21 protein-coding genes are annotated in these 21,241 nt (G+C 42.1%); 4 read left to right on the top strand and 17 right to left on the bottom strand.

Going from position 1 to position 21,241, the window contains the following annotated elements; genetic code table 11:
• Positions 1–21: 21 nt before the first annotated feature.
• The 8 genes from PQR79_RS19835 to tkt form a co-directional block, all read right to left on the bottom strand.
• On the bottom strand, positions 22–615 hold the full coding sequence (locus PQR79_RS19835) for a hypothetical protein (protein WP_238107624.1): 594 nt from the start codon (positions 613–615) through the stop codon (positions 22–24).
• A complete protein-coding gene (locus PQR79_RS19830) occupies positions 608–1,312 on the bottom strand; it encodes a hypothetical protein (RefSeq protein ID WP_238107625.1) in 705 nt (234 codons plus the stop codon). Before PQR79_RS19830 ends, PQR79_RS19835 begins: the two co-directional genes overlap by 8 nt.
• 337 nt (positions 1,313–1,649) lie before the next feature.
• Positions 1,650–2,390 (bottom strand): DUF481 domain-containing protein, encoded by a 741-nt coding sequence (locus tag PQR79_RS19825; RefSeq protein WP_238107626.1) that lies wholly within the window; start codon positions 2,388–2,390, stop codon positions 1,650–1,652.
• A gap of 136 nt (positions 2,391–2,526) precedes the next feature.
• The gene (locus tag PQR79_RS19820; RefSeq protein ID WP_238107627.1) at positions 2,527–3,867 is read right to left on the bottom strand and encodes an MATE family efflux transporter; all 1,341 of its coding nucleotides are present in this window, start codon (positions 3,865–3,867) and stop codon (positions 2,527–2,529) included.
• A 186-nt stretch (positions 3,868–4,053) separates the two neighbouring features.
• Positions 4,054–5,118: a class II fructose-bisphosphate aldolase gene (gene fba, locus PQR79_RS19815; protein ID WP_160053528.1), complete on the bottom strand. Its 1,065-nt coding sequence runs from the start codon at positions 5,116–5,118 to the stop codon at positions 4,054–4,056.
• Positions 5,119–5,265: 147 nt separating this feature from the next.
• Entirely contained in the window at positions 5,266–6,441 is a 1,176-nt protein-coding gene (locus tag PQR79_RS19810; protein WP_238107628.1) for a phosphoglycerate kinase, read from the bottom strand.
• 80 nt (positions 6,442–6,521) lie between these two features.
• The gene (gene epd / locus PQR79_RS19805) at positions 6,522–7,541 is read right to left on the bottom strand and encodes an erythrose-4-phosphate dehydrogenase (RefSeq protein WP_238107629.1); all 1,020 of its coding nucleotides are present in this window, start codon (positions 7,539–7,541) and stop codon (positions 6,522–6,524) included.
• A gap of 185 nt (positions 7,542–7,726) precedes the next feature.
• Positions 7,727–9,721, bottom strand: coding sequence for a transketolase (gene tkt / locus PQR79_RS19800; RefSeq protein WP_238107630.1), 1,995 nt, complete (start codon positions 9,719–9,721; stop codon positions 7,727–7,729).
• A 540-nt stretch (positions 9,722–10,261) separates the two neighbouring features.
• On the opposite strand from tkt, the gene metK reads away from it, so the two are divergent.
• Together metK and PQR79_RS19790 are read left to right on the top strand one after the other, a co-directional pair.
• Positions 10,262–11,413 carry a methionine adenosyltransferase gene (gene metK, locus PQR79_RS19795; protein WP_238107631.1) on the top strand — a complete coding sequence of 384 codons (1,152 nt, stop codon included), beginning with the start codon at positions 10,262–10,264 and terminating at the stop codon, positions 11,411–11,413.
• A gap of 68 nt (positions 11,414–11,481) precedes the next feature.
• Complete coding sequence (locus PQR79_RS19790; protein WP_238107632.1) at positions 11,482–12,060, top strand: hypothetical protein; 579 nt, start codon at positions 11,482–11,484, stop codon at positions 12,058–12,060.
• A gap of 16 nt (positions 12,061–12,076) precedes the next feature.
• Here the strand turns inward: PQR79_RS19790 and PQR79_RS19785 are convergent, their stop codons facing one another.
• Genes PQR79_RS19785 through PQR79_RS19775 form a run of 3 tightly spaced genes read right to left on the bottom strand, consistent with a single transcriptional unit; the run spans position 12,077 to position 13,224 of the window.
• Positions 12,077–12,439 carry a hypothetical protein gene (locus PQR79_RS19785; RefSeq protein ID WP_238107633.1) on the bottom strand — a complete coding sequence of 121 codons (363 nt, stop codon included), beginning with the start codon at positions 12,437–12,439 and terminating at the stop codon, positions 12,077–12,079.
• Entirely contained in the window at positions 12,436–13,002 is a 567-nt protein-coding gene (locus PQR79_RS19780; RefSeq protein WP_238107634.1) for a GNAT family N-acetyltransferase, read from the bottom strand. Before PQR79_RS19780 ends, PQR79_RS19785 begins: the two co-directional genes overlap by 4 nt.
• A gap of 3 nt (positions 13,003–13,005) precedes the next feature.
• Positions 13,006–13,224 (bottom strand): hypothetical protein, encoded by a 219-nt coding sequence (locus tag PQR79_RS19775; RefSeq protein WP_238107635.1) that lies wholly within the window; start codon positions 13,222–13,224, stop codon positions 13,006–13,008.
• A gap of 122 nt (positions 13,225–13,346) precedes the next feature.
• Here PQR79_RS19775 and PQR79_RS19770 point away from each other — a divergent pair, with 122 nt between their 5' ends.
• Together PQR79_RS19770 and argR are read left to right on the top strand one after the other, a co-directional pair.
• The gene (locus PQR79_RS19770; protein ID WP_238107636.1) at positions 13,347–13,763 is read left to right on the top strand and encodes an META domain-containing protein; all 417 of its coding nucleotides are present in this window, start codon (positions 13,347–13,349) and stop codon (positions 13,761–13,763) included.
• 224 nt (positions 13,764–13,987) lie between these two features.
• Complete coding sequence (argR, locus tag PQR79_RS19765; protein ID WP_238107637.1) at positions 13,988–14,458, top strand: transcriptional regulator ArgR; 471 nt, start codon at positions 13,988–13,990, stop codon at positions 14,456–14,458.
• Positions 14,459–14,523: 65 nt separating this feature from the next.
• Here the strand turns inward: argR and PQR79_RS19760 are convergent, their stop codons facing one another.
• From PQR79_RS19760 to PQR79_RS19735, 6 genes are all read right to left on the bottom strand, one after another.
• Positions 14,524–15,462, bottom strand: a complete 939-nt coding sequence (locus PQR79_RS19760; protein WP_238107638.1) for a Dyp-type peroxidase — start codon at positions 15,460–15,462, stop codon at positions 14,524–14,526.
• 181 nt (positions 15,463–15,643) lie between these two features.
• Positions 15,644–16,678 (bottom strand): ABC transporter ATP-binding protein, encoded by a 1,035-nt coding sequence (locus PQR79_RS19755; RefSeq protein WP_238107639.1) that lies wholly within the window; start codon positions 16,676–16,678, stop codon positions 15,644–15,646.
• Position 16,679: 1 nt separating this feature from the next.
• Positions 16,680–18,311, bottom strand: a complete 1,632-nt coding sequence (locus tag PQR79_RS19750; protein ID WP_238107640.1) for an ABC transporter permease — start codon at positions 18,309–18,311, stop codon at positions 16,680–16,682.
• A 73-nt stretch (positions 18,312–18,384) separates the two neighbouring features.
• Positions 18,385–19,392, bottom strand: a complete 1,008-nt coding sequence (locus tag PQR79_RS19745; RefSeq protein ID WP_238107641.1) for a Fe(3+) ABC transporter substrate-binding protein — start codon at positions 19,390–19,392, stop codon at positions 18,385–18,387.
• Between the two features lie 190 nt (positions 19,393–19,582).
• Positions 19,583–20,332 (bottom strand): ferredoxin--NADP reductase, encoded by a 750-nt coding sequence (locus tag PQR79_RS19740; RefSeq protein WP_238107642.1) that lies wholly within the window; start codon positions 20,330–20,332, stop codon positions 19,583–19,585.
• 133 nt (positions 20,333–20,465) lie between these two features.
• Entirely contained in the window at positions 20,466–21,065 is a 600-nt protein-coding gene (locus tag PQR79_RS19735) for a DUF5610 domain-containing protein (protein ID WP_238107643.1), read from the bottom strand.
• Positions 21,066–21,241: the final 176 nt, after the last annotated feature.

Here is a 21,241-nt window from a genome sequence, read left to right as displayed (position 1 = left end):
GTAACCTAAAGATGAATTTATTCAATGTGGCTGAGGCAGAACTGCCGGGATTATCTCACAAGACCATATGCTGTTACTGGGTATAAACGTTAAGGTTGCCCGCAATTGATCATCATTAGCATTAAGGATTTGCACCTGCAATGGCAATAAATCACCCTCAAGGAGTTGTGATTCACCTACCGCTAATTCATTTAACAAATAGTCAAGTAACATACTGTCATTATTTAACTTTTTACTTTTTAGTTGCATTTGTAATGCGTAATTTAAGGCGCCAAAATCGACCTTTACCACATTTCCTTGCAGCACAATCGATTCGGCCGGTAATGACTCATTACCCAAATGGTAACGTAAGGCAGCATCTTGATATTCAAGTGTGAAGGTTAACAATAATTCACTAACAACTGAGGACGTTATCTGAGCTTGTTGCGGGTCAAAATAGCCATCGGCACGACAAGACAAATGCCATTGTTGATGCGGAGGAACAAAATATTCAAGCACATGAGTTAAGGCAAATAAGACAAACACCCACGTTAATACAAACAACAACTTGCCCCGCTTTGATTGCAATAATCGCCGCGCTCTTTTTCGCCACTTCACTCCTATCCTATTAGCCACAAATAAGCACCTTATGAAGCCATTCTTGAGTGATAAATGGCGAATGCATATCATCTACAGCTAATTTAATGTTTTTAAACTGTAATGATTGCGTCTCCGACTGGCTCAAAATAAAGCTAACATAATGGCGATCAGTAGAAATCGCGGCGCTAATAGCGTTCCAGCGAACCTCATGACACATTTGTAGTTGATTCGATAAGCAGTCGGCATGCAAAATAGCATCTTGTGGCGATTGATTATCAAATACTGATAATTGCACCATCTGCCCATTTGCTGTGAGCACTTGTCTTATAACGTCGGCTTTGGCAAATAATGGGGGATTAAGGTTCGATAGCACAAACAGTAGCACGACCAATAATGCCACAATAATAATCCCATACTGCCCCCAAGACAGTAAGCGGTTAGGTAAGTCGAGTATTTTGGTATGTTTACCCTGCGTGGCGGGATAAAGAATGACACCTTGCTGTGGGATGTATTCTACAAGGTTAGAATGTTTGGCGCATAAGTAATCAATAATATGATAAATAATGCTGACAAGCTCGTTATGTGGTAATTGATGGGCACCGCTGTCAAGCACTACGGTTTGAAGCGTAGTTAATGGCACAACTTGGCCCCGATGCAGAACTAATTGCTCTAGCACCCAATATTCATGATCGTTCAAATGCCACTGAGTCGATTTTGCCTGATCAGTTAACAAACGTCGCTCTTTATCAAACCAACAACATCCTATTTGCATGGTACTGTCTCAGCGTCGCTACTGATAAAAAAAGTATACTCCTAAACCTATGCGAATTCGAATAAATGCCATAAAAACAAGCTAATAAGATTGTTATTACGTGAACAGCCCCTCGAATATGACGGTTTTATGAGCTATGTATCACTGAACCATAACAAAGCGAATAATGCCAACTACATCCATGCTCTTCGCTATGTCTGCAGGTAAAAATCGTAATGACACGCACAACGTCTCTACTCTCTCGAAACACGGACATAAAAAAAGCTGGCTAAGCCAGCTTTTTCGGGATGACATTGACTTAAAATGAATAAAGCAATGTCATGTTGGTTTCTGTATCAGTGCTTTTCTTGTCATCAAGCGGATCACTATTATAACGAACAATCACAGCAAACTTCATCGCTAATGCCCCAATAATATTAGCAGTTAACGAGGTTTCAGAGCGTCCATCTAATTTTTCACCCCAGTCAGCCACAAATTTTTGCTGGAACTTAGATGATTCACCGACTTTAGTTTGAAAGTCGACCACGGCGTGAACCACGACGCTGTCATCACTGTCATAACCTTCAGCTAGTGCGGTTTCATCGTCAAGCTGCTGATAAATATAACCAGGACCAGCCTCAGCTTTTAAAGACATTCTTTCGGTATCGATAAAACGATAACCGTAACCCGCTGAGGTTGTAGAGGTAAAATCATAACCAGTGAATGGATCGACTTCATAGTTAGTGTTAGCAAACAGGTAGCTAATATCATTAATTTGATAATCGCCCTGTACACCTAAAAAGTAGCGTTTAGCAGTGACTTCTTCGGTATCTTCTTTATATAACCCTTCTAACACATACTGGTTTTCCCAGTTGCCTAGTTCTTGCTTTAAGGCTAAACGTGCTTTTAACGAAGAGGTATCAGTATTACCGGTTGTTAACGTAGCGCCTAACTCAGCTTCGCCAGCAAATGTGGCATCGCCTTCAACAAAATCACTTCCAGCATGTGCTGCAAATGGCATGGCGAGTGTAATAGCTGCGGTAAGTAGCAGTTTCTTCATGTCATTTCGTCCTTTATTTACGACTTAAAAATCGTTTAGATGGCTATCTTGTCTAAATTTTCAGGCATATTACCACTTTCGATGTTAAATTGAAAAAAATGTGATCTCAATCAATATGAAACAATTTACATGTTCATCAAGCAATTAAGCTTTTCGATTGCCAACGGCCACTTCGCCAGCGCCATAGCATCGCTAACCCTCTAACCCACTCATCCAATGCGAGTGCAGCCCAAATGCCTATCAACCCAAGTTCGTAATGAATTCCTAATACATATGCGCCAGGCACGGCAATACACCACATAGAAAACAAGCCCATAAAAAATGGGAACTTAGCATCACCACTGGCTCTTAAGGCATTAATCACAATAAGATTGAACGTGCGCCCAGGCTCCATCAATAAAGTGAGTATGAATAACTGGCCGACTAATAAGGCAATGTCGGTTTCATCAGTAAACCAAGCGACCAAGTTTGGGCCTAAAACAGCAGCAAATAATGCAACAACCGTAGTCACCATCAAACCTAACTTTAAGGCACGGTACATTTGATGTTCTGCCGCTTTAAGCTTTTTAGCGCCAACCATGTGGCCAATAATAATCTCGTTCCCAATGCCAATAGAGAGGCCAAACAACAAGATAAACATACAAATTTGGAAATATAATGACTGCGCAGCAAGAGCCTTATCGCCCATTAAACCGACAAACGATGTAACCACCATAAATTGCAGCATCCACGACAGGTTTTCACCTGCTGCAGGTAAACCAATATGGAATACTTTTTTAAGCATCTTTGTCTCTGGACGCAATATGCTTGGTATATGTATCTCTATACCGGTATAGCGTACAAACAACACTGCCATCATTGTCATACCGACTAATCGCCCCGCAACAGTGCTAATGGCGACACCAGCAACGCCCATTTGTGGTATACCAAACCAGCCATACAGTAATAATAAGTTACCGACAAAGGTGATGATATTCATCGACAATGTGACCCACATAGCCTGCTGAGTGTACCCATGAGCACGCATACCTGCCGCTAAGCACATTGCCATGGCTTCAGGGATAAGACACAAACCCACAATGTTTAGATACAATTTACCATCAGCCATTAATTCAGCAGGCAAATTCATTAAACTCAAAATGGTGCTAGCACCGAATAAAATACCGGCAGCCGCCGCCAACCCCACCAAAAAGTTAAACCCAATAGACGAATAAACCACTGCACTGGCAGCTGATTTATTTTGCGAGCCTAAATACTGAGTGATCACCACACTTGCACCAATACTGACGAAACTAAATAACGTAATCGCCAGTTCAAATACCATATTGCCGACCGATAAAGCGGCGACACCTTGATATGACACATGGCTGATCATAAACGTGTTAATGGCTGCGGTTAAAAAATGCAGCGCAAAATCAACAAATAGTGGCCAAGTTAATGAAAATAAGGATAAAGGCTTGTCTGAACTTGAATGCATTGCGAGTTCTACTGTGAAATTAAAATTGCGTTCTAGATAGGGTTATAGCAATAAACTATGACATTTTTAGGGCGCAGATCATGCGTGATGACGTTTAAAAAAACAACATTTTTTCGTAATTTATTTACAAAAAAATGGTCCACTGAATTCAGTGGACCATTGAATAACAATATTCGCTAATTTGGTTTACATGATTTTTGGATCAAGCTCACCAGATTGATACGCTTTATACATCGCTTGCAGAGACTTAGGCTTAATTTTAGACGCCATACCCGCACAGCCAAATGCTTCGTAACGAGTAGTACAAATGTCTGCCATTGCTTCCATCGATGCTTTTAGGAATTTACGTGGATCAAATTCAGCAGGATGTTCAGCTAAGAACTTACGGATAGCACCGGTTGACGCTAAGCGTAAATCGGTGTCGATATTCACTTTACGCACACCGTGCTTGATACCTTCGACGATTTCTTCTAATGGCACACCGTAAGTTTCTGGAATTTCGCCACCGTATTGGTTAATGATTTGCAGCCACTCTTGTGGTACAGATGAAGAACCGTGCATAACCAAATGAGTGTTTGGAATACGCGCATGAATTTCTTTAATACGGTCAATTCGTAACACATCACCAGTAGGTTTACGGCTAAACTTGTATGCGCCATGGCTAGTACCAATCGCAATCGCTAACGCATCTACATGAGTGTCAGCAACAAAACGAGCGGCTTCTTCTGGTGTTGTAAGCATTTGATCCATGCTTAAAATACCAGATGCACCCACACCATCTTCTTCGCCTGCTTGGCCTGTTTCTAAACTGCCTAAACAACCGATTTCGCCTTCAACTGACACACCACATGCATGAGCAAATGCAACGGTACGGCGAGTGACATCGACGTTGTATTCGTAAGATGCCGGAGTTTTACCATCAGCCATTAACGAGCCATCCATCATCACAGATGACATGCCTAACTGAATTGAACGCTGACAAATATCAGGATCGGTACCGTGATCCTGGTGAATACACACAGGAATATCAGGATACTGCTCAAGGGCAGCGGCCATCAGGTACTTTAAAAACTGTGGGCGAGCATATTTACGCGCACCGGCAGATGCTTGCACAATCACAGGACTGTCAGTCGCTTCAGCCGCTTGCATAATGGCACGCATTTGTTCAAGGTTGTTTACGTTAAATGCAGGGACGCCATAACCATGCTCAGCAGCATGATCAAGCAGTTGTCGTAGAGAGATAAGAGCCATTTTGTTCTCCATTAATAGGGTGATTGCTCACCTAGGTCGCTATCGTTTGGACGGATTTTTAACGCTGCTACTACCCATTTCCTTTAGGCAACAACAGCGCATTTTTATAATAATTATATTGTAGTTACAATAACTTAAGACGTGAACTTAGGCGCCACGTTTTTCAAGCATTGCCACTGCGGGTAATTCTTTACCTTCTAAAAACTCAAGGAAAGCACCACCACCAGTAGAGATGTAAGACACTTTGTCAGCAATGTTATATTTATCTACCGCTGCTAGCGTGTCACCGCCGCCCGCAATAGAAAATGCTTTTGACTCAGCAATCGCTTGCGCGATACGTTTAGTGCCTTCACCAAATTGATCAAACTCGAATACACCTACTGGCCCATTCCAGACGATGGTGCCGGCTTGCTCAATAATTTTTGCCAACGCTTCTGCGCTATCTGGACCGATATCAAAAATCATATCGCCGTCTGTCACATCAGTCACTGACTTAAGTGTTGCCGCGGCCGTTGGACTAAACTCACTGGCAACGACCACATCCGTTGGTACCGGAATGTCGCCACCACGGCTTTGCGCATTAGCCACAAGACGCTTTGCTTCTTCAACTAAATCAGCTTCAAACAGCGATTTACCAACGTTATGGCCGGCAGCAGCAATAAAGGTATTAGCAATACCACCACCCACTACCAGTTGATCTACTTTCGTTGATAAACTTTCAAGCACGGTTAGCTTAGTTGATACTTTTGACCCACCGACAATGGCCACCATTGGGCGAGCAGGGTTATCCAACGCTTTGCCTAATGCATCTAATTCTTGCGCGAGTAAAGGGCCCGCACACGCAACAGGAGCATACACACCGACACCGTGGGTCGATGCTTGAGCGCGGTGCGCAGTACCAAAGGCATCCATAACGTATACGTCACATAATGCCGCCATTTTCTTGGCTAATGTGTCATCGTTTTTACCTTCACCAAGGTTAAAACGGACGTTTTCAAACACCACTACTTCACCAACGTTAACATCGACACCATCTAGATAGTCACTGACTAAACGCACTGGGCAATCTAATGCTTTTGCTAAATAGTCGACCACGGGTTGCATTGAATACTCAGCATTAAATTCGCCTTCTGTCGGGCGACCTAAATGCGACATCACCATCACGGCGGCGCCTTTTTGTAGTGCGAGTTGAATGGTTGGCAAAGACGCACGTAAACGCGCATCACTGGTCACCACACCGTCACTGACAGGTACGTTTAAATCTTCACGAATAAGCACGCGCTTATTTTGTAGATCTAAATCTGTCATGTTAATAATTGCCATAATTAGCCTTTCCTTTTAAGTTAAAAACAAAACTTTGATGTAACCGGTTTAATACCCATTACAGATAAATTGATTGATAGCTATTGCACTTGTTTAGCTTGGATCATTGCTAAACTGGTATCGAGCATTCGATTAGCAAAACCCCATTCGTTGTCGCACCATAATAATAATTTGACCAAATGGCCTGCGCTGACCCGAGTCTGAGTGCCATCGACAATACTTGAGCGCGGATCGTGGTTAAAGTCACACGACACTAACGGCTCGTCAGTATAGCCTAAAATACCATTAAAACTGCCGTTTGAAGCAAGTTCTAATACTTTGTTTATCTGTTCAATATCGACTTTTTTATCAAGAGTGACAGATAAGTCGATTGCGGTCACATTAATGGTGGGAACCCTTACTGAGATCGCTTCAAATTTATCTTGCATGTGAGGCAAAATACGTTCGATACCACGGGCTAATTTGGTGTCTACAGGGATAATAGATTGCCCTGCAGCTCGCGTACGACGTAAATCATCATGGTAAGCGTCAATCACCTGTTGATCGTTCATTGCCGAATGGATAGTGGTTATAGCGCCGCTTTTAACCCCAAAATGCCGATCAAGTACATCGATAACCGGCACGATACAATTGGTTGTACACGATGCATTTGAAATGACAGTGTGTTCTGGGCGCAGCAAATCATGATTAACACCATAAACAATAGTGCCATCCACATCAGCTGACGATGGGTGACTAATCAACACTTGTTTTGCGCCAGCTTGAATGTGCGCTTCGCAAGCTTGACGGTCAATTAAGCTACCAGTGGCCTCATATACAATATCAATATCAAGATCGCGCCAAGGCAATAAGCTCGCCTCTGCTTGATTAAATAATTGGATATTGTCATCGCCAATCAACAGCTTGTCACCATCGAGGCGGACGGTGTGCTTAAAACGTCCGTGGGTGGTGTCGTATTGCGTAAGGTGACAAATGGCTTCAGGTTTTGCGAGTTCATTAATCGCGACAATCTGAATTTGCTGGCGTTTACCCGACTCGTACAATGCACGAAGAATTGAGCGGCCAATTCGACCATATCCATTAATTGCAACTCGAATCATTTAGGGTCCAGAGTAATTAACCTAAGCACATGTTATTAAGTCAGTTATATAAAAAGCCTAAACATGAGTGACTTAGCATATTATTTTTGTGAAATTGCAAACATAAAAAAACGACCTACAATTGCATTGCAGGTCGTTATTATACAGATTAAACACTTAATAGATAAGTGTTTAATGGCAAGCGATTATCCTAAAGACTGGACAGTTTTTACTACATTATCAACAGTGAAGCCGAAATGTTTAAGCAAATCACCACCAGGAGCAGACTCACCAAAGGTCGTCATACCCACAACGCCGCCTTCAAAACCAACATACTTATACCAAAAATCAGTATGAGCCGCTTCAATCGCCACGCGTTTAGTGACCGCTTTTGGTAATACAGACTCTTTATAAGCTGCATCTTGCTTGTCAAATTCAGTTGTCGATGGCATTGAAACCACACGCACTTTTTGACCAAGCTTAGTGAGCTCTGCTGCTGAGTCCATCGCTAATTGCACTTCACTGCCGGTAGCAATCAAAATCACCTCTGCAGTGCCTTCACAATCAGACAATACATAACCACCTTTAGCTACGTTAGCTAATTGCTCAGCGGTACGCGCTTGAGCTTTAAGACCTTGACGGCTAAAGATTAATGACGTGGGTGCATTACGACGCTCAATAGCCGCCTTCCACGACACTGCGGTTTCAGCCGCATCACATGGACGCCATACTGCCATATTTGGCGTTAGACGTAAGTTTGCAAGTTGCTCAACAGGTTGATGAGTAGGACCATCTTCACCTTGACCGATAGAGTCATGGGTATAAACGAAAATATTTTGGATACCCATTAATGCTGACATACGTACCGCATTACGTGCATATTCCATGAACATCATGAAGGTCGCGCCATAGTTAATAAAACCACCATGCAAAGATGCGCCGTTCATAATGCCGCTCATGCCAAACTCACGAACACCGTAATAAATGTAGTTACCAGCAGGATCATCTTGAATCCCTTTTGAACCAGACCACAGCGTTAAGTTTGAACCGGCTAAGTCAGCACTGCCGCCTAATAACTCTGGTAACATCGCGCCAAAGAAACCAATAGCATTTTGTGATGCTTTACGGCTGGCAATACCTTCCGCTTTATCTTGACACTCTTGAATATACGCTTGTGCCTTGGCTTCAAAATCGGCAGGTAAATCACCTTTTAATACACGGCGATCATATTCAGCAGCAAGCTCTGGGAACGCAGCTTGGTATGCAGCAAACTTATCATTCCATGAAGCTTCGTTAGCCACACCTTTTTGTTTAGCATCCCAACCAGCATAAACGTCAGACGGAATATCAAACGGTGCATGTGGCCAGTTTAAAAATTCGCGTGCTGCAGCAATTTCAGCATCACCTAATGGTGCGCCGTGACAATCATGACTGCCAGACTTATTTGGTGAACCAAAACCAATAATGGTTTTGCAGCAAATCATTGATGGCTTGTCAGTCACTGACTTAGCTTCTTCAATTGCGGCACGGATCGCTTCAGGGTTATGACCGTCAACACCCGCAATCACATGCCAGCCGTATGATTCAAAACGCTTAGGTGTATCGTCTGTGAACCAACCTTCAACATGACCATCAATAGAAATACCGTTGTCATCCCAAAATGCCACTAACTTACCTAGACCTAAGGTACCCGCTAATGAACAGGCTTCGTGAGAAATACCTTCCATTAAGCAGCCATCACCCAAGAAACAATAAGTGTAGTGGTCAACAATATCAAAGCCTGGGCGGTTAAACTGGGCTGCTAAGGTTTTTTCAGCAATCGCCATACCTACAGCGTTACTAATACCAGCGCCTAAAGGACCCGTTGTGGTTTCAACACCAGGAGTATAACCAAACTCTGGGTGGCCAGGTGTTTTAGAGTGTAACTGACGGAATTGCTTTAGCTCTTCAATAGGTAATTCATAACCAGATAAATGCAGTAAAGAGTAAATAAGCATTGAACCGTGACCGTTTGATAAAATGAAACGATCGCGATCAGCCCAGTTTGGGTTAGTCGGGTTATGCTTTAGAAAATCGTTCCATAGCACTTCTGCGATATCAGCCATCCCCATTGGTGCACCAGGGTGACCAGAGTTAGCTTTTTGAACCGCGTCCATACTTAGGGCGCGAATGGCATTAGCGAGTACTTTACGAGAAGACATGCTCTCTCCTGCTTGTTTGTGAGATCTAACGGCAATTGTGGATAGGCATTTTCCCCTACTAGGCGATGGGACGCAAATTAAAATTTCTCCAGTTGTTTTTTATGTGCTCTGACGATGATCTTTGTTGTACGCGGGTTTGCATGTCCCTACCGATTTAACTGAGCTTTGCAATAAATCGACTGTCGATATCTTGCTCTGTGGGCAGTAATGATTTGTTGACACTGACATGATTTATTGAGGATATTCGATTAAATAGGCCGTTTATTTTCACTACTAAAATCACATTATTAGCAAAAAATATTCCCCCACATTGACCATCCTACAGACAGCAAAAGCAATCAACACACTCATTAATTAACTATAATTCAATCAATTAACCTATTTTTACTCATCACTAAACCCCACTGGGTAAATTATATTGCTGATGTATTGCACAATTCTTAGGTTAAATTCGTATTAGGGGGGTGTTATCGATTTCGATTTCGATTAAAATAGACGTCTAGACGTATATTCAAATGCAACCAACGAGATTTTCCAATTATGGCAAAGCACTTGTTTACCTCTGAGTCGGTCTCAGAAGGTCATCCAGATAAAATCGCCGATCAGATTTCTGATGCGGTATTAGACGCAATCCTTGAGCAAGATCCTAAAGCTCGTGTTGCGTGCGAAACATATGTCAAAACAGGCATGGTATTAGTGGGCGGCGAAGTCACCACTTCTGCTTGGGTCGATATTGAAGAAATTACCCGTAAAACCGTGCGTGAAATTGGCTATACCCATTCAGATATGGGGTTTGATGCAGACTCATGTGCAGTATTAAACGCCATTGGTAAGCAATCGCCAGACATTAACCAAGGTGTTGACCGAAGCGATCCTGCAGAACAGGGCGCAGGCGACCAGGGCTTAATGTTTGGTTATGCCAGCAATGAAACTGACGTATTAATGCCAGCACCGATTACTTATGCTCACAAATTAGTGAAGCGTCAGTCTGAAGTGCGTAAAGATGGCACATTACCTTGGTTACGCCCAGATGCAAAAAGCCAAGTTACTTTTGCTTACGATGAAGGCAAAATTATCGGTATTGATGCCATTGTGTTATCAACTCAACACCGTGAAGACGTCACTCAATCTGATTTGATTGAAGCGGTAATGGAAACCATCATCAAGCCAGTATTACCTGCTCAGTGGTTAAATAAAGACACGAAATACTTTATTAACCCTACAGGTCGCTTCGTGATTGGTGGTCCGGTTGGCGATTGTGGCCTAACTGGTCGTAAAATCATCGTTGACACATACGGCGGCATGGCACGTCATGGTGGTGGTGCTTTCTCTGGTAAAGACCCATCAAAAGTTGACCGTAGCGCAGCTTATGCAGCACGTTATGTTGCTAAAAACATTGTTGCAGCGGGTCTTGCTGATCGTTGTGAGCTGCAAGTGTCTTACGCTATTGGTGTTGCAGAGCCAACATCTATCAGCATCGAAACCTTCGGCACTGGTAAAGTGTCTGAAGAAGTCTTGATTAAGTTAGTACGTCAACACTTCGAATTGCGTCCATATGGCTTAACTGCAATGTTAGATTTGGCGCGCCCTATCTATCAACAAACTGCAGCTTACGGTCACTTTGGTCGTGATATCTTCCCTTGGGAAGCGACAGACAAAGCAGAAATATTACGTGCAGATGCCGGTTTATAATTAACCCTGCATTACCAAAAAAACCGCCTTAAGGCGGTTTTTTGTTAATAGAAATACAGTAAATAGTTATGATTAAAGCTGACTGGATAGATACCCACCTATTGAGTGGAAGTACAGGTTGTACTGACAGCCTAGCTCAAATAAAACAGTGGTCAGCGCTAAAGCTTTTTTACCGTCAACATATGCCCTATGCAAGGGTATCCGTGAAAGAGTCTGTTGCAGTCATTTGGCAATATCATACTCCGGCTTTGGTTGACAATAAGTCACCATCAACACCACAAGTGCGTACAAGACAAACCTTAACTGGCACAAACAAGATATTAAATTTACCCGCTAACATTATTGCAGCAGTCAGAATCAAACCTGTAGGGCAATTTCAACTGCTCAACGGCATGCTCGTTGAGCCAGACTCTCGCGCGAAAGGTATCGCCAACGACTTGCTCGCCTTTATAAATCCTTATTTAATAGATAGAAAGTGCTTTTTATTTACAGAAGCAACACTACAGCCCTTGTACCAAAAGCAGCAATTTAATTTAGTTACACCACAGCAAACCAATCAAATCCCCGCAGATATTCTCCAACTGTATCAGCGTTACCATAGTGATAAACGCCCCTTAGTTATAATGCAACTATGCCGCACCCTCTAAAGCGAACGTAATTAACTTAACAATGATCAAAGTGGGCGCTTTCAATACACATAAAACCCACTTGCTGCATTGACATCACAGGCACAGTTATCAAAGTCACCGAGGCCACATCAATCTGCTCAAGATCAATTTTCGTCATTAATACAATCGGCGATGCATAAGAGTGAGTTAACCCACAAGATAACCAACGATCACCCCATTGCACAAAATAGCCTCGATTCCGCTGCTCACTGAAAGTGTCTACTAACAGATTAGCCTCTACGCATTGATAAACTTCACCAGCCTCGCTTAGCACCGCTGCAATTAACTTCATATTATCAAAAGCCGCCAACCGCAAGGTTAAATAGGGACTAAACAGAGTTTCAAAATTCATGCTCATGAATTTGCCTCAGCAGATTGATCAGTGTGAGTAACCAGTAACTGATAATCACGCTGTTCAAATGTAAAATCTTCAAGCAGATACATAGCCGCTTTGTTTTTGTGGGCAACAAGTGAACGTACATTATCAGCCGAAATAAACGTAACCATAAACGGATAAGTCCCTTTTACCTGATGCTTAAGTTCATTGACTAAGGCTTCAAACACACCTTTGCCTCGAAAAGACGGATGAACCCAAACAGGCCCATATTGGCAGGTGTTTGTGGTCGATAATGCGCAGCCATCTAAATCAGAAAACTTAATCTTTTGAATAATATGACGATATAAGGGTTGAGAGGAAAAAAACGCCCATTTAGTCGCGATGACATAACCAATAATTTCCCCTTGGTCCTCTGCAACCGCCAGCCAGTGATGATTAATTAACGTTTTGACCTCGTTAAGCGTAAACGAATGCGCATGCAACGCTGCAACAGGCTTACTCAGCTCGTCATTAATATGCTTACGCTCTAATTGCACAATAGCTGCGGCGTCAATTAATGCACCTTTTCGGATAGTGAATAACAATAGCTACTCCTCTGGCTTATCTGATGTCGATTGTTTTCGCGCCCACTCAAACACCAGTGCGACAGGCAAAGGTGACATAATTAGCGTGCCAATCCCTATCAGGGATGCGACCATTAACATACCGCTCACTTGCTGAGTGAAATCAGTCTGCAAATACAAGTACCCCCCAGCTAATAACATAAGGATGCCAATAAAATGCAGTACTTTTAGCAGTTTGATCATATGAATACTCATCACAGGTTAAATCGTGTTAATTAAACCAATAAAAATGACCATTATCCGCCTAAATACCCCCTAGCAGTAGTAGAATAATCGCTATTTTTTATTATAGGAGTATTCGCCGTATGATAAAGCCTATTCTTTGTGCCATAGGATTGCTTTCAGGCCTTAGCGCCTGTCAAACTCAACCCCAAATCGTCACTCAGGAACAGTTACTTGGCACATGGAATGTTGACGTTGTCGTCGATACACCGGCCATTTACAACAGTCCTGCCAATATTGTCTTTTCTCAAAATGGTCAATTAAGCGGCAATAATAGTTGTAATCAATTTTTTGGGCATTATGTTCAACAAGGCAGTCGATTACAAATTGCTACGCAAGGCGCAACCATGAAAGCCTGTATTGATGCTCTTATGGCGCAAGAAGCTAAATTAATGCAAGCAATCTCATTAGTAAAACACGTTGATATTTCAGATGGTAAGCTTAACTTAATGTCTGCCAACGGTGATACATTGCTGCGATTGACCAAACACACTGGCTAACGAAACAAATCATCCAAACCATGAGGTAAGTCGGCCAGCCTGCTTTACAATACGTCCACGGCAAGATTTAAAGTGTCAGCATAAAGTTCCACTTTTGAAATGAATTTTTATTCAAGAAATCTGATTCGTTGTTGACTTAATCAGGCAATCTATTCAAAATGAACTCGTTTTTTGAATAACAATTATAAATTTTTTATATAACAACGATAAGATGAATTTTCACTATGCCAGCGACAAAAAATCAGGATGAGCTCGTAAAAACCTTTAAAGCGATTCTAAAAGAAGAGCGTTTTGGAAGCCAAAGCGAGATTGTTAATGCGCTACAAACCGAAGGATTCGGTAATATTAATCAATCTAAAGTGTCGCGCATGCTTAGTAAATTTGGCGCGGTTCGTACCCGCAATGCCAAGCAAGAGATGGTATATTGCCTTCCAGCTGAATTAGGGGTGCCTACTGCTGGCAGCCCATTGAAAAACCTAGTACTAGACGTCGATCACAACCAAGCTATGATTGTGGTACGTACAAGCCCAGGTGCAGCACAATTGATTGCCCGTTTACTTGATTCAATAGGTAAACCAGAAGGTATTTTAGGTACAATTGCAGGCGATGATACTATTTTTATCTGCCCAGCTAGTATCAAAACCATTGATGATACACTAGAAACTGTTAAATCATTATTTAACTATAGCGAATAAAAAAACAAGTAGACTGAATAAAAAAGCAATGCCATGGCATTGCTTTTTTATTGTATAATCGAGCCCTATGCATCATCAAATTGAGTTAAAAAATCAAGTGATGGCACAAAGAATGAAGACCCAGTAAGGGCTTTAGTGAACAGCATTAAGTGGTCGTGATTACCATGAGCATCACCATGAACCATGCTATGTAACATTTTCTCAAAATGCTCTGGTGTACGACACACTGAAATAAACACTAACCCTTGCTCTTTTACCGAACCATAAGGCATGCTTTGGCGTAAAATCTCAAGCGAATTACCTTGGTCATCTTTTAAATTTACCCGTTTGGTATGGCTTGTAAGCGGTTTATCGTCTGAGGCATATTCAATATCGTCAACCTTGGTACGGCCATATATATCTTCTTGCTTTTTAAGTGGCAAACGGTGCCATTTACTCAAATTATGCTTGTACTTTTGTACGTGAACATAACTGCCTGAAGTAAACTCTGCATCTTCACTACCGACTAATGCCACTTCCTGACGATGACGCCCTTTAGGGTTTTCAGTGCCATCAACAAAACCGGTTAAATCTCGGCTATCCATAAAGCGGAAGCCACGTTCTTCATCAACAAGTTCGACCAAATCTTCAAACATTTGGTTAATTTCATTAGCCACTAAGTGCAAAATATCATAACGATCGCAACGAATATGGACAAAAAGGTCGTATTCCATTGCGGGGGCATCACGATTGCCTTCATTCATTGAAGGAAACGGTTTAAGCAATGCTGGGCGGGCTTGAGGATAAAATGTGTCCCAAAAATTAGCGCCAATTCCCACAAATCCGTTAAAAGCACTGTCGGCATATTGGTCCGTGAGTTCATAAATGTATTGCGCCACATTGGCAATTGAAGGGCGTAACTGTTTTTCTACGCCATCGATGGCATTAAACATTAAATATACACTGTGTAAATTACCTTCCGCGCAAATCCCTAATTGTTCACGAGGCATAACTTGGTTACCCATATTAACTCATCCACCTTAATACTGTTTGTCGGCCTAAATGCTTATAACTTAACAATTTGATCATGTTTGATTTGATAAGCCAAATCACTTTAGCTTAATTACAAACAAATTACTTGATGTACTCTCACATTTAAATCAATAACTGCATATGATGGTAAATTATCATCAACTAAAATGATAATTATTCACTAAAAACCACCAATGAATGCTGCGGAATAATTAACTTAACTCGTTGCCCTATACTAAAATTCATCATTGGGCTGTTTACTTCCAAAAACACCCCATGTTGCATAATATGATAATGGCAAACCGATCCTAAAAAGCGCCTGTCGATAATTTCAGCGTCACCATTGTCATCAGCTTGTAGCAGAATTTGCTGTGGCCTTAATAATAACTGCCCTTGAGAACCGATAGCATAAGGTAAGGATGTCGTGCTAATGACATTCCCTAGAAGTGAATCCACTTGTTTTTCTGCAGTTACCGTCACATCCAGGTAATTTGTAGTACCCAAAAAGTCGGCAACGTAGTGGCTGTTTGGATGTGAATATAAGATTTCTGCAGCACCATGTTGCACGATTCGGCCTTGCTCAAACAATGCTAATTGATCGGCAAATACAAAGGCTTCGTCTTTACTGTGAGTGACAAACACAGCACTGACATTGCGCTGTTTTAAAATGGCGCGAATTTCTAGCATCATCTCATGCCTCACTTGAGCATCAATATTGGAAAAAGGCTCGTCAAGTAACATAAGTTCAGGCTCATATGCCAAAGACCGCGCAATAGACACTCGTTGTTGTTGCCCACCAGAGAGTTCATGAGGATAGCGCTCCCCAAGCCCAGTTAACTTAACCAGTTCAAGCATGTCCTCTAATCTTGTTTGGCGCTCAGGCTTATTTAAGCCTTTAACCCCAAATAAAATATTCTCAGCAACCGTTAAATGAGGGAATAAAGCATAATCTTGAAAAATCATTCCCACGCCTCGTTGCTCACTGGCAACGAAAACCCCATTACCGCTGAGCACCTGACCATTAATGCTTATACTGCCTTCACTGATGGCCTGTAACCCCGCTATCGCTTTTAACAATGTGGTTTTCCCACAACCACTGGGACCTAATAACGCGACGATTTCGCCTTGCTGTAGGGTTAAATCTAACTGCTTTAAAATCACCTGTCCTTGGTAATCACTGGTGACATTCTGAATAGATAAAGTAGACATGTTAGCGTGATTGCTCCAACGAACGGTTCAAATAAATCAATGGTACTAGCCCAACCAACACAATAACAATTGCGGCTAAAGCGCCATGCTCTAGTTTCTCATCTGAGACAAATTGAAAGACATTCGTGGCGAGGTTTTCAAACCCAATAGGGCGAAGCAACAATGCTGCAGGTAATTCTTTCATGCTTTCAATAAACACTAATAATGCGCCAGTAAACATGCCTTTACGCAATAATGGAAGATGGACATTGCGTAACAACTGTCGAGGTGATTGGCCTAACGTGATACTTGCCATATCAAGTGATGGTGAAATACGTTTATAACTGCTCTCTAGACTACCAATGGCAATCGCAATAAAGCGCACGCAAAATGCGAAGATTAACGCAAATACGCTACCTGTAAACAATAGCCCAGGGCCTTTAGCGCCAAACCACGCCATTAAGTCATTAATAGCAAAGTCAGCATAAGTCAGCGGAACCAATACACCTATAGCTAAAACCGTGCCAGGCAATGCATAGCCTGTGCTACTCAATCGTGAGGCAAGCTGATCGCTTCGGCGCGGGCTCACGCGTCTAACAAACATTAACACAACCGCCAGAGCCACACAGATAAAGCTCACAATAGCCGCTATATATAAACTATTAATACTGTACTGCAAAAAACGGTCATCCCAACTTTCACTAAAGTAGTCAACCGCGTATGTGCACAGCACAACAAAAGGCAGTAAAAATGATATCGCTATTAAACCCATACAATAGCTCCACGCAGCCCATGCTTTGGCTGGCGCTAATTGGTATCTATCGGCTTCACTCATTTTCGACTGTTTTTGAAATAATTGCTGTTTACGCCGAGCAAAACGCTCAACCCCAACCATGCTAAATACCACCAATAGCATAATGGCCGACAACTTAGCCGCAGCGGTTAAACTACCATAACCTAACCATGTGTCGTAAACCGCCGTGGTTAACGTCGGTACCGCAAAATAACTTACCGTGGCAAAGTCGGCAGCGGTCTCCATTGCCACTAACGCAACCCCAACAGCAAGCGCAGGACGCGCCATGGGTAATGCTAATCGCCAAAAGCTCCGCCAAGGCCCACAGCCCATCACTTTAGAGGCATGTAAAAAGTGAGACGATTGCTCCATAAATGCAGTGCGAGCCAGCAGGTAGATATACGGAAATAATACCAACGACAACACAATCGCTGCACAGCCAATACTGCGAATAGCGGGGAAGTAATAATCATGCGGTGTTTGCCACTCAAACCATGCTCGCATTGCACGCTGCACAGGGCCTGCATAATCAAGCATATCGGTATAAACATAAGCAACAATATAAGCTGGCATGGCGAGGGGTAATAACAATAACCATTGAAAATAACGCCGCCCAGGAAACTCACAACGGGCAATAAACCAAGCTGCTGGGAGGGCAATAACCAGTGAACCACCTCCAACGAGTAACATTAACTGCAAGCTATTGTAAATATAGGTAGGTAATACCGTGTTAAACAGATGGGAGAATACCGCCTCGTCTGGCTGAGTAGCCTGAACAATAAGAGCAAGTAGCGGTAACAATAATACTGCAGTAATCAAATAACCAATAAGCGACCAGCTTCTGGTTAAGCCTAATATCATAAAGTCTACCGAATTGATTCAGCGCGTTATTATCATTTAACAACGCGCTGATACTTAAAAAAACTGCACTTAATTACAGATCAAATTTTACTTCATCTAATAACTTAATTGCTGCTTGGTGGTTTTCTGCTAATTTATAAACAGGCAATGAGTCGGCTTTAAAGTCGCCCCACGATGCCACAAGCTTAGATGGCGCAACATCCGCTTTCACTGGATATTCCATATTCACTTCAGCATACATACCTTGGGCAACATTCGAAGTTAAAAACTCCATCAATTTAATGGCGTTATCTTTATTAGGTGCATGCTTTGCTAACGCCATACCTGATACGTTGATATGCGCGCCTCGGTTTTGCTGATTTGGAAAGTTAATATAAACCGCTTCTGCCCAACTCTTTTGGTTTTTATCCATCATCATTTTACCGTAATAGTAGCTATTACCTATGGCGATGTCGCATAAGCCTTCTTTAATCGCCAACACTTGATCGCGGTCATTACCTTGCGGTTTACGGGCTAAATTAGCTTTAACGCCTTCTAGCCAAGTTTTAGTTTTGGCCTCGCCATCATGGGCAATCATCGATGCAACAAGTGCAATATTATAAGGATGCTTACCACTACGAGTACAAATTTTGCCTTTGTATTGCTCTGAAGCTAAATCTTGATAATCAATATCTATTTTGCCAGTACGCTCTTTTGAAGAATATACATTACGTACTCGCATGGTTAATGCGTACCAATCGTGATTAGGTGAGCGATATTGCGCAGGGATATTTTCATCAATAGCAGGGCTATTAACTGGGCTAACCAAATCTTTTTCAACTAATTCCATTAAACGCGAAAAATCTGAGGTTAATACGACATCGGCAGGAGATAAGCGACCTTCACGTGCTATACGCTCTGCGATGCCATCTTTAGCAAACACCACATTGACGTCAACGCCGGTTTGTTCAGTAAACTTTGCTAGGATGGGCTCAACTAAAAATGCTTGGCGATAAGAATAAACGGTCAGTGGATCGGCTGCTGTGGCAGAAAATGTCATACCGGCTAACCCTAACAATACGACGTTATTGAGCAATTTCATTGTGGCACTCTCCTGTTAACAAGCTTAAATAAGCCCTTTAGAATGTAAGTGATAACGATTATCAATTACATACAATGATAAATAAACGTCACATATTGAGCAAGTGTTGTTTGATCTTTTCGACGTTTTAGTCAACAGATTGTAAAATAATCTAGCTTTAATACTGAGATTCATTGGTTAAAAATGAAAATTACCAATACTTTTCAACGGTGATTTGCCCTGGAACACGACGTAAGTTTTTATTCAGCCCCTTTTCGATTAATGCGGCTTGCGCGTCACTAATCATCCCTGGATTACCACAAATCATCACTTGTGAGTGTTCTGCATTAATATCTAAACCCGCTTTTTGCTCTATTAGACCACTGGTTATTCCATCGGGGATCCTGCAAGATAATGCATCAGGAAAGTCTTCACGGGTCACGATAGGGATAAAAATAAATTGTTGTGGGTATGTGTGCTGAAGCTGCTTAATGGTATCAAGATAAGCTAAATCCTCGGCGAGTCTAACACCATAAACAAGCACCACTTTTTCGAACCGCTCCCAAGGCTCATCTGTGGCCAACATAGAAATAAACGGCCCGACAGCCGTTCCTGTCGCTAAAAACCACAAATGTTTGCCTTGTAAGGCGCCTTGAGGGATTTCATCTAGTGTCATAAACCCGATGGCTTTGGGGGTAATTTCGACTGTATCACCAGGAGTTAGACTTTGTAGAACGGGAGAAAGTTGCCCCTCTTCAACCGCCACAGCGAGCACTTCAACATAATCAGTGCCGGGTGGGTTAACGAGGGAATAAGCTCGGGCTACACGCTTATCGTCACGTTTTTGGCTTAGCTTTATAAATTGCCCTGCTATAAAAGGTTCAATGTCAGCTTTGATACGCAAAGAAAATAATTTGTCATTCCAATCAATGCGTTTGAGTACAGTACCGTTAATCCACATGGCGGTTATCCTTTTAGATTGGCGATAAATAATAATACCAATCTATACAGATATTTGCTTAATTAATAGTCTAAGTTTATTTATGATATCTACTGCAACGTCTAGATAAAGTCATCAATATCATGACGTAAGGTTAAGCCTCTTTGGTCTCTGTTTTAGCGGCATTAGCCTCTAACCTATCTTGTGCAAACTGCGCCAGTTTTTGCTGAATCAATTCATAGGTTTGGTCTACACCATCTGCAATGTCGCCTTCTAATACTTTCAATCCAGACAAAATGTCACTGGCTTCTTTAAAGCCTTGGTCAATGGCATCACCAATCTTAACCATAAAACTACTGACCTGCTCTTCAAATCCCATCGATTGATTTTGCTGCTGATGAACCGAAAAAAATTGAGTAGCAAAACTGACTATGCGCTCGGCGGTAGCTTCAGGCGAGTAATCAATACCTTCTTCAGCGTTTTTTTGGACCGCATTTTCCCCCATGGTTGGGGCAAGCTCCTCATTGATGGCTTCAATCGCAGCACGATAAAGCAATGCCATCGATTTATCTCCTGCGGCAATACTCACTTCTTCTTGGGCAGCTAAAATCGAGTTATTCATCATTTGGCGGCTAAGTTGGTTGTTGGTCAATTTAGGTTCTGCTGCATTGCTTTTTGTCGCTTGCTGATTGATTGTGTTTTGAGTGCTACTTTGAGTGGTGACACTCGTGCTATTGGTTGTCTTAATATCCATAACTTTGGCTCACGTGCAATGACCGATAGCTTAATTATCGACCAGTTTGGTAATTTCTAAAGTGCTGTGATGATCTTTTTAGGCCATGCCGTGGTAAGTCAATTTAGTCTACTGATTAATATCATCAATTTAACTTGCTCAAACTCATCACGACTAATATTGTAGAAATAGATACG

The sequence above is a fragment of the Shewanella metallivivens genome (genome assembly GCF_028750675.1).
In the GTDB taxonomy this organism is placed as follows: domain Bacteria; phylum Pseudomonadota; class Gammaproteobacteria; order Enterobacterales; family Shewanellaceae; genus Shewanella; species Shewanella metallivivens.
The sequence above is the reverse complement of the archived record's forward strand: the minus strand, read 5'-3'. Positions and strand labels throughout refer to the sequence as shown.